At 65.6% G+C, this 12,575-nt stretch carries 10 protein-coding genes; 7 read left to right on the top strand and 3 right to left on the bottom strand.

Features of this window, described 5'->3' with window-relative positions:
- The first annotated feature begins 4 nt into the window (after nt 1–4).
- Nucleotides 5–1,150 (top strand): SO2930 family diheme c-type cytochrome, encoded by a 1,146-nt coding sequence (locus DA69_RS03125; protein WP_025977504.1) that lies wholly within the window; start codon nt 5–7, stop codon nt 1,148–1,150.
- The gene (locus tag DA69_RS03120) at nt 1,141–2,568 is read left to right on the top strand and encodes an aldehyde dehydrogenase family protein (RefSeq protein ID WP_082891419.1); all 1,428 of its coding nucleotides are present in this window, start codon (nt 1,141–1,143) and stop codon (nt 2,566–2,568) included. Before DA69_RS03125 ends, DA69_RS03120 begins: the two co-directional genes overlap by 10 nt.
- Before the next feature lie 15 nt (nt 2,569–2,583).
- Here the strand turns inward: DA69_RS03120 and DA69_RS03115 are convergent, their stop codons facing one another.
- On the bottom strand, nt 2,584–3,228 hold the full coding sequence (locus DA69_RS03115) for a TetR/AcrR family transcriptional regulator (protein ID WP_025977506.1): 645 nt from the start codon (nt 3,226–3,228) through the stop codon (nt 2,584–2,586).
- A gap of 142 nt (nt 3,229–3,370) precedes the next feature.
- Between DA69_RS03115 and DA69_RS03110 the strand changes: the two genes are divergently transcribed.
- The 4 genes from DA69_RS03110 (at nt 3,371) to DA69_RS03100 (ending at nt 9,010) form a co-directional block, all read left to right on the top strand.
- Nucleotides 3,371–5,788: a TonB-dependent receptor gene (locus DA69_RS03110; protein ID WP_025977507.1), complete on the top strand. Its 2,418-nt coding sequence runs from the start codon at nt 3,371–3,373 to the stop codon at nt 5,786–5,788.
- A gap of 311 nt (nt 5,789–6,099) precedes the next feature.
- Nucleotides 6,100–7,095 carry a TerC family protein gene (locus DA69_RS03105; protein ID WP_025977508.1) on the top strand — a complete coding sequence of 332 codons (996 nt, stop codon included), beginning with the start codon at nt 6,100–6,102 and terminating at the stop codon, nt 7,093–7,095.
- 149 nt (nt 7,096–7,244) lie between these two features.
- The gene (locus DA69_RS14215) at nt 7,245–7,433 is read left to right on the top strand and encodes a DUF2256 domain-containing protein (protein ID WP_082891418.1); all 189 of its coding nucleotides are present in this window, start codon (nt 7,245–7,247) and stop codon (nt 7,431–7,433) included.
- Nucleotides 7,430–9,010, top strand: coding sequence for a cryptochrome/photolyase family protein (locus DA69_RS03100; protein WP_029972555.1), 1,581 nt, complete (start codon nt 7,430–7,432; stop codon nt 9,008–9,010). The genes DA69_RS14215 and DA69_RS03100 overlap by 4 nt, the downstream gene beginning before the upstream one ends.
- 63 nt (nt 9,011–9,073) lie before the next feature.
- Here the strand turns inward: DA69_RS03100 and DA69_RS03095 are convergent, their stop codons facing one another.
- Nucleotides 9,074–9,490, bottom strand: a complete 417-nt coding sequence (locus DA69_RS03095; RefSeq protein ID WP_167349627.1) for a DUF3429 domain-containing protein — start codon at nt 9,488–9,490, stop codon at nt 9,074–9,076.
- 20 nt (nt 9,491–9,510) lie between these two features.
- Nucleotides 9,511–9,873, bottom strand: coding sequence for a thiol-disulfide oxidoreductase DCC family protein (locus DA69_RS03090; protein ID WP_025977511.1), 363 nt, complete (start codon nt 9,871–9,873; stop codon nt 9,511–9,513).
- Nucleotides 9,874–10,399: 526 nt separating this feature from the next.
- Here DA69_RS03090 and DA69_RS03085 point away from each other — a divergent pair.
- The gene (locus DA69_RS03085; RefSeq protein ID WP_025977512.1) at nt 10,400–12,529 is read left to right on the top strand and encodes a TonB-dependent receptor; all 2,130 of its coding nucleotides are present in this window, start codon (nt 10,400–10,402) and stop codon (nt 12,527–12,529) included.
- The last annotated feature ends 46 nt before the right edge of the window (nt 12,530–12,575 follow it).

The raw sequence follows: 12,575 nt of genomic DNA, 5'->3' as shown, positions 1-12,575 counted from the left end.
GCCCATGAAACCGCTTCGCCTGCTCTCGCTGGGCCTGCTGCTCCTGATCGGAGCAGCAGGCTGCTCCAAGCCTCCGGCCCCGGCCCAGCCTCTGGCGGAGCCGACCTATTTCGAGGCCGCCAATCCCAAATCCCTTCGGGAATGGGGCATGGTTCAGACGTCGGACGGGGCTCTGGTCCTCGGCGCCCGGGTCACGCCCTATGACCTGACCACGCCGCTGTTCACCGACTATGCGCAGAAGCTGCGGACCATCTGGATGCCGCCGGGCGTTTCGGCCGATTACACGCCGGACGACGCGCTGTCCTTCCCGGTCGGCACGGTCATCACCAAGACCTTCTTCTACCCGACCGGCGCCAAGGGCCGCGTGCTGCGGCAGGGGGACCCCAGGCAATTCCATGATGGCGACGGCCTGAAGCTCAAGCAGGTTCGCATGATCGAAACCCGCCTGCTAATCCGCCGGCCCGAGGGCTGGACCGCCCTGACCTATCTGTGGAACGAGGCCCAGACCGACGCCGTCCTGCACCGCGTCGGCGCCGCGGTCCCGCTGACGATGACGGGCTCGGACGGCAAGGACGAAACCTTCTCCTACATCGTCCCCAATGCGACCCAGTGCTCGGCCTGCCATGCGACCAATGTCGCCACCCGCGAAATCCAGCCCATCGGCCCCAAGGCCCGTCTGCTCAACCGCGACTTCGCCTATTCGGACAGGACGGAGAACCAGCTGAGCCGCCTGACCGCCATGGGCTATCTGAAGGGCGTCGCCGATCCGGGCCAGGCGCCGCTTCAGGTGTCCTGGACAGACGCCGCCGCATCGACCGAGGCCCGCACCAGGGCCTATCTCGACGTCAACTGCGGCCATTGCCACAACCCCAAGGGAGCCGCCGCCACCTCGGGGCTCTATCTGGATGCGCCCTCGCCGCTGTCCGGGTCCGCAGGCCTGTGCAAACCGCCCGTCGCGGCGGGCGCGGGCACGGGGAACCTGCGGTTCGACATCGTGCCGGGCAAGGCGGATGAATCCATCATGGCCTACCGCATGGACTCGACCCATCCGGCCGTCATGATGCCCGAGATCGGCCGCTCGACCCGCCATGACGAAGGCGTCGCCCTGATCCGGTCCTGGATCGATTCACTGGAGGGATCATGTCGTTAGACGCGGCCCAGACCCCTGTGCACCAGACCCCTGCCCCTCAGCCCCCTGACCCTCAGATCCCCGCGATCCTGGATCGCCTCCGGGCCGCCTTCGACAGCGGCCTGACGCGCGACCTGGCCTGGCGCCGCGCCCAGCTCGCCGCCCTCAAACGGATGATGGTCGAGAACGAAGCGGAGATCGCTTCTGCGCTGAAGGCGGATCTGGGCAAGCCGTTCGCCGAGGCCTGTACGGCCGAGATCGACCTCGTCTCCAGCGAGGCGGCCCTCGCGCGCAAGCATCTGGGCCGCTGGAGCCGCCCCCAGCGGACCCGCACCCCCCTGGCGATCCAACCCGGCAAGAGCTTTATCGAGTCGGCGCCATACGGCGTGACCCTGATCATCGGGGCGTGGAATTATCCCTTCCAGCTGGTGCTGGCCCCTCTGGTCGGGGCCATCGCGGCGGGCAACTGCGCGGTCATCAAGCCCTCGGAGATGGCGGTCCAGTCCTCCGCCCTGCTGAAGCGTCTGGTGGAGCGCTATCTGGACCCGCGCGCCTTCGCCGTGGTCGAGGGTGACGCCGCAGTCTCGACAGCCCTGTTGGACCAGCGTTTCGACCTGATCTTCTATACCGGCGGCGAACGGGTCGGTCGGATCGTCATGGCGGCCGCCGCCCGCCATCTGACCCCGGTCGTGCTGGAGCTGGGCGGGCAGAACCCCTGCATCGTCGATGAAACCGCTGATCTGACGGTGGCCGCCCGGCGCATCGTCTGGGGCCGGTTCCTGAACGCCGGCCAGATCTGCGTGGCGCCGGATCACGTCTATGTCGCCGCCTCGGTCGAGGCCCGTTTGCTGGAGGAGCTGAAGCGCGCGGTCACGGCCATGTTCGGCCCCGATCCACGGCAAAGCGCGGACTACGGCCGCATCATCAACGCGCGTCACGCCGCGCGCCTGCAGAGCCTGCTGGCCGACGGCCGCGCCGTCACGGGCGGCCAGGCCGATGTCGACGCCTGCTATGTCGCGCCCACCATCCTGACGGATGTCGCGGCCGATGCGCCGGTTCTGGCCGAGGAGATCTTCGGTCCGATCCTGCCGGTGCTGCCCTATCAGACGCTGGACGAACCCCTGGCGGCGATCAACGCCCGCGCCCCCGCCCTGGCGCTCTACGCCTTCACCCGGAACAAGGCGACGGCTGACCGGATCATCGCCGCCACGCGATCCGGCTCGGCCACCATCAACGATGCTGTAATCTTCATGGCCAATCCGAACCTGCCGTTCGGGGGCGTGGGGGCCAGCGGCATGGGCGCCTACCACGGACGCTACAGTTTCGAGGCCTTCAGCCATCGGCGCGCCGTGCTGAAACGCGGCTTCGCACTGGACGCCAGCATCCGCTATCCGCCCTTCACCCCGGGCAAGCTGGCGCTTTTCCGACGCATGGCCTGAGCCGTCTGGGCCGGATCAGTCCTGCAGATAGGCTGACAGATAACGCTCCAGCGCCACGGTCGCCTCCGCGAACAGACGGTCGGTCCATTCCGACTGGGCCTCGCCGCTGGTCAGGGTTTCAAACGAGGTGAAAATCTCAGTGGCCATGCGGGCGACGGCCAGGGGCGCGTCGCCATGGAAGCCGTCCAGCCCCTGTTCCCACCGCGCCGCCAGATAGGCCGCGATCTGGGCGTTGGCCTGTTCCTTGACGATCCGCAGTTCGCGCGTCGTCAGCATCAGATGGAACAGGGGGCGATAGGCGGGGTCCTCGTCCAGCATCTTGCGCAGGGTCCGCATCACCTGCAGATGGCGCTCGCGCCATGATGTGAACTCAGGGTTCTCCATGATCTCGGCGATGCGGGCGTGCAGTTGCGCCACCAGGGTCTCGAACAGCTCCTTGTAGATGGCGAAGACGTTCGGGAAGTAGCGATAGATCGAGCTGACCGGCACATTGGCTTCAGCCGCGATGGCGCTGGTGGTGATCGTATCGACGGAAGTCGAGGCCAGGAGCTTCTCGGTCGCCGCCAGCACCCGGGTGATTCTATCGCGCGCACGTTGCTGCATCGGCGCGGCGCGGCGTTCCAGCGTGGTGATGATTTCTTGCGACGCGCGCGAGGTCACTGCCGCCCTCCATTCCAGTCTGCAGGCCGTCTAACATGACTTGACGCCTTTCCATACGCCGCATCGAGCCACAGCCCCTTGTCAAACGGAATAATATTCTGTTTCTTGAAGTTTGAGAAACGGGGCTTTGGGAGGGGCTGCGATGATCAAGATGGAACACTGTCGCAAGGCGACGCTGGCGGGGAGCGTGGCGCTGGCCGCCCTGGCCGCGCCGGGTCTGGCGACGGCGCAGGAGGCCACGACCCTCGATGACGTCGTCGTCACCGCGCAACGGCGCGAACAGAGCCTGCAGGAAGTCCCGATCACGGTCAGCGTCGTCACGGCCAAGACCCTGGAATCGCTGGCGGCGGACGACATGGGCGACGTCTCCGCCTTCGTGCCGGGCCTCTCAGTGTCGAACACCAGTCCGACCCAGGCCACGTACAGCATTCGCGGGGTCTCGACGTCGGACTTCGGCGTCGGCACCGACCCGGCGGTGGGCGTCTATGTCGACGGCGTCTATGCGGCGCGCTCGGGCGCCGGCCTGCTGGCGTTCAGCGACGTGGCCCGGATCGAGGTGCTGAAAGGGCCGCAAGGCACCCTGTTCGGCCGCAACAGCGCCGCCGGCGCCGTGTCCATCACCACCAACAAGCCCAGCGACGAATTCGAAGCCCGCCTCGGCGTCCGGCTGGGCGAATACGACAAGCGCCGCTTCGAGGGTCTGGTCAATCTGCCGATCAACGACGCCCTGGCCCTGCGGGTCAACGCCCTGGTGAACCGCCGCGACGGCTGGCTCATCGATCAGGCCACCGGCCAGGACTATGACCGCGAAGACAACTGGGCGGCGCGTGCAGCCCTGCGCTGGGATGTCGGTCCCCAGACGCAGATGATCCTCAGCTGGACCCATGACGAGATCGATCAGGACGCCCGCCCGGCGATCGGCGTCGCCCCCCTGCCCGCCGCACCGGGTTTGCCGACCTTTCCGTCGAACCCGGCAAACTATCTGAACCCGTTCAAGGCCGGAATCCGCAACGACGTCATCGACAACCACGAGACGCGTCGCCTGGACGAGGGCACGCTGACGATCACCCACGCCTTCGGCGACATCGACTTCACCTCCCTGACCTCGGCTCGCCGCTTCAGCACCGAGAACCGCGAGGACGAGGACGGCACCAACCGGCCGGATCTGTATTTCGACACCAACAACCGCGAAAAGAACCGGTCCTGGTACCAGGAATTCCGTTTCGCCGGCGAACACGGCGCGTTCAACTGGATCGCCGGCGCCAGCTACTACAGCGAACACGCCGAACAGCGCAGCGACACCTACGCCACCACCGACAGCATCAACACCATCCTGACCAATGCGGCCGGACAGCCGTTGTTCTCGCTGGCCGACATGATCCTGGGCATGGCCGGAATCCCCGCCAGCACGCTGGGCCACAGCTGGCAGGAGGACATGATCAACGAGGGCGATTTCGATGCGACCGCCGTGTTCGCCGACGTCATCTGGGCCGCCAACGACCGCCTGAACCTGACGTTCGGCCTGCGCTATACCCGCGACAAGAAGACGTTCCAGTGGCTGAACGGCCCGCGCGTCGCGCCCGGACTGGACGCCGTGCTCAACGACCCCACGGTGAACTTCGTGCTGGATACCTACATGGGGCCGGCGCTGGGCTATCTGTATTCCGACTTCGTCTTCGACCTGTCTGGCCTGGCGGGGGTCCAGTGCGACAACGGCGTCACGGTCCAGGAAGGCGTGGCCTGCAAGCTGTCCGACTCCTGGTCCGACCTCAGCCCGCGCTTCGTCGCGGACTATCACCTGACCGACAACGCCATGGTCTTCTTCTCCTACGCCAAGGGTTATAAGGCCGGGGGCTTCAACAGCGTCGAGGTCGCCTCGCGCTTCGACAATGAAGACGTGCAGAATTTCGAGATCGGGCTGAAGAGCAGCCTGGGCCCCAACGCCCGCGTCAACATCTCGGCCTTCCAGTATGACTACGACGGCAAGCAATCGATCCGGCTGGTCACGCCGGCGGGGTCCAATGTGCCGCAGTATCTGGTCGAGACCAGCGACGACACCGCCTGGGGCCTCGACATGCAACTGGACGTGCAGCCTCTGGACGGCCTGAACCTGTTCGCCAACGCCCAGTACATCGACGCCACCTACAAGCGAAAAATGACCGACGACGGCGATCTGGCCGGCCAGCCGACCGGCGAGCCCCTGTGGTCCGCAGCGGCGGGCGCCTCCTATCGGCGCGACCTCGGCGGCGCCGGCTCGCTCGACATGCAGCTGATCCACGCCTATCGTGGCGAAGGTCGCTGCAACAAGACGTCCACGGGTCAGGGTTCTTGCCTTCAGACCCCCTGGTTCGATCCCTCCGAGGCGCAGAACCGAACGGACGTTCGTCTCTACTGGCGCAATGCGGACGAGCGCTATCAGGTCGGTTTCTACGTCAACAACCTGTTCGACAACCAGTATGTGACCGGCGTGAACAACATCACCGCCACCACCTTGGGCACCCCGTTCGTGAACATCACCGAACCCAGAATGTGGGGCGTCGACCTGACCTACACCTACTGAGGGGTTTCCGCCTGGGACGGCGCAAAGGCGGTCCCAGGCGCCTCGCTTGGCTGATAGGACGCCCGGCGCGGAACAGGCCAGACCAGCGCCTGACCGCTCTCGGTCGAGGGCGCCGCCGCCCCGCATCGGTTTCGGCTTGCCGGGAAAGTTCGGGCCCGGTAAATTATGGATCAGCGGACCGGGCCCCTCTGACGTCTGATGGCAGACGTGATGTCGGACCGCATCGAGTGATCTCGGTGCGCGACTACCCCCCTTCTGGTCGATCCCCCAAATTGCGCGCCGGGGTCGCTCCTTGAACAAGGGGTGTCCTTATGGACCTGATGACTTTCTTCCTGACCGAATGGCTGGGCAAGCCGGCCGGGATGTGGCTGGCGTTCATGGGCGTGGTCGTGGCGCTGCTGGTGCTGGACCTGGGCGTCCTGCACCGCGACCAGCACGAGATCGGCGTGCGTGAGAGCCTCTTGCTCTCCAGCATGTACATCGCCGTCGCGCTCCTTTTCGGCGGCTGGGTCTGGCGGGAGCTGGGCAGCCAGTCGGGCATGGAATACCTGACAGGCTTCGCGATCGAGAAGTCGCTGGCGATGGACAACGTCTTCGTCATCGCCATGATCTTCGGCTACTTCGCCATCCCCAGGGCGCTGCAGCACCGGGTGCTTTTCTGGGGCATCCTGGGCGTGATCGTGCTCAGAGCCATCATGATCGGCGCGGGCGCGGCCCTGGTCAGCCAGTACGGCTGGGTGCTCTACATCTTCGCCGCCTTCCTGATTTTCACCGGCATCAAGATGTTTTTCGCCGGCGACGGACATGCCGACGTGGGCGCCAATCCGCTGGTGAAGTGGATGCGCGGGCATCTCAGAATCACCGACCAGCTGCACGGCCAGAGGTTCTTCGTGCGGGAGCCCCACCCGAAGACCGGACGCCCGGCCCTCTGGGCCACGCCGCTTTTCCTGGCGCTGGTGATGATCGAGATCGCGGACGTGATCTTCGCTGTGGACTCGGTGCCGGCGATTTTCGCCATCACCACTGACCCCTACATCGTCTACACCTCAAACATCTTCGCCATCCTGGGGCTCCGGGCGCTCTATTTCGCGCTCGCCGCCATCATCCACCGCTTCGCCTATCTCAAGCAGGCGCTGGCCGTGCTGCTGGTGTTCATCGGCGGCAAGGTTTTTGTGGCCGACCTCTTGGGCTGGGAGAAGTTTCCTGCGGAATGGTCGCTGGCCATCACAGCCTTCATCCTAGCCGCCGGGGTGTTGTGGTCGCTCTGGAAGACGCGGGGCCGGTCCTCTGAGGCCTCCTCCTCGTGAAGAGAAAGGGCCCCTCGACAGGCCCCAAAGCCGCCCCTTCCTCGACGGTCCGCTCAATGGAGGCGGCTAGACCTGATCCAACCAAGGGCTGGAGCGTAATAAAGCCGGACTGAGGCGGGACCCCTCTTGCAGGGCGGTAGGTGACTTGGATGCGGCGAGTTCAGAAGAAGGACCTGCCTTCCAAGACCTGCCCCGTCTGCGCCCGGCCCTTCGCGTGGCGCAAGAAATGGCAAAGAGACTGGCCGAACGTGATCTACTGCAGCGCGCGTTGCGCCTCCCGAAAGACGCCCGTCGAAGAGGCGGGCAAGCCTGTCCGTTCTTCGTCGATGCCGTCATGACGCGGGTGGATGACGCGAGGGTCCTGCGGCTGGTACTCGGCGATCAGCTTTCAGACAGCCTTGCCGGCCTGACTGATCTGGAGGCGACGCGCGACGTCGTGCTGATGGCGGAGGTGCGGGACGAGGCGACCTATGTGCGCCATCACAAGCAGAAGATCGCGCTGACCTTCGGCGCCATGCGCGCGCACGCGAACCGGCTGGCGGCGCAAGGCGTGACGGTTCGCTATGTCCGCATCGACGACCCCGACAACACGCATTCCATCATAGGCGAGCTGCACCGCGCGCTGACGAACGGCGCCTATGCCCGCGTCGTGATCACCGAGCCCGGCGAGGTCAGGCTGGCCGAAGCCTTCGCGGCATTCGCCGCGACCGCCGGCCTGCCGGTCGAGATCCGCGAGGACCGGCGCTTCATCTGTTCCCATGCCCGTTTTCGACGCTGGGCCGCCGACAAGCGCGAACTCAGAATGGAGTATTTCTATCGCGAGATGCGCCGCGAAACGGGCCTGCTGATGGACGGCGCCGAGCCTGCGGGCGGTCGCTGGAACTTCGACGCCGAGAACCGCAAGAAGCTGACCCGGGGACTGCGCCCGCCGACCCGGCTGCGCACCGCCCCTTCGGCGACGACCCAAGGCGCGATCGCTGACGTCGCGCGCCTGTTTCCCGACCATTTCGGCGATCTGGACGATTTCGGATGGCCGACCACGGTCGAGGAGGCCGAGGCCGCGCTGGAGACCTTTCTGGCGCGCATCCTGCCCGCCTTCGGCGACTGGCAGGACGCCATGGCCCACGGCGAGCCCTGGATGTGGCACGGCCTGGTCTCGACGGCGATCAACATGGGCCTGCTGGACCCGCTGGACGTCTGCCGACGAGCCGAAGCCGTCTATCGGGCCGGCGCCGCGCCCCTGAACGCGGTCGAGGGCTTCATCCGCCAGATTCTGGGGTGGCGAGAGTTCGTGCGCGGCGTTTATTGGCTGAAAACGCCCGAGTACGGGCGCATGAACTTTCTGGACGCGGACCGCACCCTGCCCTGGTTCTTCTGGTCAGGCGAGACGGACATGGCCTGCGTCGCCGACGTGGTGTCCGCCACCCGCGCCAACGCCTACGCCCACCATATCCAGCGCCTGATGATCACCGGCAATCTGGCCATGATGCTGGGGGTTCATCCCGACGCCGTCGATGACTGGTACATGACCGTCTATGCCGACGCCTATGAGTGGGTCGAGATGCCGAACACGCGGGGCATGGCGACCTTTGCGGACGGGGGGATCGTCGGCTCCAAGCCCTACGCGGCGTCCGGCGCCTATATCCAGCGCATGAGCGACTACTGCGGCGGCTGTCGCTATGACGTGAAGGGCAAGAGCGGCGATGGCGCCTGTCCGTTCAACCGTCTCTACTGGGGCTTCCTGGAACGCAATCGCCCGCGCCTTCGCCACAACGCCCGCCTGGCCATGCCCTATCGCACGCTGGACGGCTTCGGAGAGGCGAAACGCGCCGCCTTGCTGGCAGAGGCGGAAGCCGCGCGGCTGGCTCTCGGCGCTGCGCCGATCAGCGGCGCGGACGAAGGCTTAGGCCGGTGAAGGTCAGCGCGGCGCTCGGCGACGATGCGGCTCAGATCCTGGGGAAGACCCGCGATCTCGGCGTCAAAGTCTAGCGGTCAGGAGCACGGCGGACGCCGCGATCAGGCAAACGCAGACTGCCAAGGTGAGCCATACACGGATCCGACCATACCATTGCGGAAGGTCGCCACGCCGGACGCATCTCAGATCATAGGCCAGCAGGAGGCAGAAACCGGCGGCGAGCCCGACCAGACCGATCGTCGTCGGGGCGAACCCCATGGCAAAGGCCCACAGCGCGGGCAGGACGCTGACGGCATAAGGCGGCGCCTTATCTTCATTTCTCAACGTCGCGACGCCCCAGTGGACGCCGCCCATGAAGGACAGAATAATCGCGCCGTACAGCCGAAGGGCGCCCGCGACCTGATCAGAATCGCCCAGCCCAAACGCCAGAGCCCCCACAAGGCCGGCGAAGGGTATAATGCCGGACCAGCCCAGGATCATCGCTGAGCGCGGGGCCTGCATCATACCCCCTCGCCTTCGCGTTCCAGGCGGCGAACGACCCTCTGCAGGCGAGGACGAAGGCGCAGGAAGCCTCGGTAGGCCCACTCCAGAACTGCGGCGACAGGTCGGATTGTCGCCAGTCGGCCAAGCCAGTTCAAGGCCGGAAGCTCGCGCCAGACGGCGGCGAAGGCTGCGGCTCCGCTAACGGTCTGACCGTCGGTCCCGCGCACATGAAACTGACGGAGCAGCGCGTCGCGGTCCATATCCCCCACATCGTGCCGCGTCACGTCGAGGAAGGACAAACGCCTGTGACGGTCCAGCCGCCGCATCACCCTGATTTCCCGAGAGCAGAGCGGGCACCCGCCGTCGTAGTAGACGATCATCCCGGAATCCGCCGGCTCTGCCTGATGAGGTAAGCGCTTCACGACCGTCGGAACTCCAAACCGCACCCGCGCACAATACGCCCCATCCCGACCTCTGGATCAGCCGCGCTGGCGTCACACGCTGAACCTCGAAAGGACCTGCTGGAGAGAAAGGCGGTCAGGCCCGCCGGTTGGCGCGAGGCGACCGGTCACCTGCAGTCCGCCTAGGAGTTAGGCGAAAGTCGGGAGGGTCATGCTCTGGGCGTCGAGCGGACCACCGTGCGCTATCGGGGGGCGGGCCCGCACGACAGCGCCTTGCGCGCACGGCCCAGCCATGACGAGTGCATTTGAATACCTCTAAATTCTAGGCCAGCCCTGGGACGACCGAACGGCACGGCTCGTCGCGTGCGTTTGTCAGGTTTTCACGCGGACTGATTGACAGAAAGCTCAGGTTATGTCGACATCGCACGTATTCATAAAGATACATGCTCGGCCAAGAGGGCATGACAGGGGAGCCACCGTGAAACATTGTACCCACGCCTTAGCCATGACTGCCGTCGCGGCCGGCTTCAGCGTCCTGGCCAGCGTCGCCGCAGCCCAAGAAACCGCCCAGGTCGATGACATCATAGTCACCGCACGCAAGACCAGCGAGCGTCTGCAAGAGGTCCCGCTGGCCATTACCGCCCTGAATGCCGAGGAAATGCAGCGTCGCGGCATTCGAGACGTTACGGATCTGTCCTCGATCGCGCCGGGTCTGAACATCGAGAAAGACCAGGGCCGCCGCTTCGAGCGCCCGGTCATTCGCGGCCAGGCCAACGTCTTCGGCGCGCCCAACGCCGCCTCCTTCATCGACGGCGTCTATATCCCGGACAGCCTGTTCGCCACCGAAATGGCCTTCGTCGATCAGGTCGAGGTGATCAAGGGACCGCAGTCGGCCCTGTACGGCCGCCAGACCTTCTCGGGCGCGATCAGCTACACGACACGCAAGCCGTCGCAGGACGTCGAGGCCCTGATCCGCGCCACCGCGGCCGAGCATGACGAATACAACTTCCTGATGGGCCTCAGCGGGCCGCTGGTGAAGGACGTGCTGTCGGCCCAGGCGTCCGTCAACTACTACACCTATGGCGGCGAGTACCGGAACAACGCGCCCGGCACGCCCAGCGACGGCAAGACCACCGGTCAGGAAAAGACCGTCGGCGGCACCCTGGCGCTGATGTACACGCCGACGTCGGAACTGAGCTTCATCCTGCGCGGCTCGTACGCCCATAACAACGACGGCCACGAGCCGATGGCGATCCAACGCTCGAGCGCCAACAACTGCTATCTGAACACGCGCACCCAGTATTATTGCGGCGCCATCAACGTCACGCCCGACATGATCGGCCTGAATCTGGATGAAATCGGCGGCGGCGGCGTTGAACGCAAGACCGGCCGTCTGAGCCTGACCGCCGAATACGATCACGGCGGCTACACCCTGACCTCGATCAGCGCCTATAACGACTCCGAAGAGCACCGAAAGGCCGACCTTGATTACCTGCCCCAGCGCCTGCTGGGCGGCTCGCTGCATGTCGACGACCGGGTGAACATCAAGGGCTTCAGCCAGGAGTTCCGCATCGCCTCGCCGCGCGGCGAACGCCTGCACTGGATGGCCGGGGCCTATTATTTCAACAGCGACCGCTGGGACGGGCGTTATCGCTATGTCTCACGCGCCCTGCAGGACAACGGCACGATCGAAACGGAAAACCTGGCCGCCTTCGGCCTGGTCGGCTTCGACTTCACCGACAAGCTGTCGGGCACGGCCGAAGTGCGGGTCGCCGAAGAAAAGCTCCACCTGACCGGCGGCGATTCCAACTTCGATTACGAAGCGACCTATCGCTCGACCAACCCGCGCTTCACCATGTCGTATAAGGCCACTGACGACCTGATGTTTTATGGCCTGGTGGCGCGCGGCAACAAGCCGGGCGGCTTCAACACCGACGTGCGCCTGAGCCCCGCGGATCGCTCCTACGGCGAAGAGACCGCCTGGAACTATGAACTGGGCTTCAAGAGCGATCTGTTCGATCGCCGTGTCCGCCTGAACGTCGCCGGCTACTATATCGACTGGTCGAACCAGCAGATGACCCAGGTGGCCAACCTGTCCTCGACCGAAACCGTCTCCTTCATCCGCAATGTCGGCGAGGTCGAGGTCAAGGGCGTCGAGGTCGAGGCCCAGGCCAAGATCACTTCCGACTGGTCCGTGCGCGGCACCTTCGCCTATGCGGATTCCGAATACACCAATGCGTTCGACCCGGACTTCGCCACCCTGACCGGGGGCGACGGCGACGTCAGCGGCAAGGCGATCCCCAACGCGCCCAAGATCCAGTACTCCCTGGGCAGCAACTACGCCTGGTACGTCGGCGAGAACCGCTTCTTCGTCGACGGCACCTATTCCTTCCGCTCCAAGAAGTATGATCAGGTCGCCAACCTCGCCTGGGTGGACGGCCGCGACACCGCCAACGTGCAGCTGGGGTGGGAGCGCGGCCCGCACCGGGTGATCCTGTTCGGCCGCAACATCTTCGACAACATCGATCCTGTCGGCATCGTCCGCTATTCGGACTTCACCACCAACCGTCGCGGCTTTGTGGGCTCCCTGCCGCGCGGTCGTCAGATCGGCCTGACCTACGAAGCCAACTTCTGACCTGCCTTCCGGAAGTTGGTTGGGCCCGCAGTTCACGCTGCGGGCC

It is taken from the genome of Brevundimonas naejangsanensis, assembly GCF_000635915.2.
Lineage (GTDB): Bacteria > Pseudomonadota > Alphaproteobacteria > Caulobacterales > Caulobacteraceae > Brevundimonas > Brevundimonas sanguinis.
The sequence above is the reverse complement of the archived record's forward strand: the minus strand, read 5'-3'. Positions and strand labels throughout refer to the sequence as shown.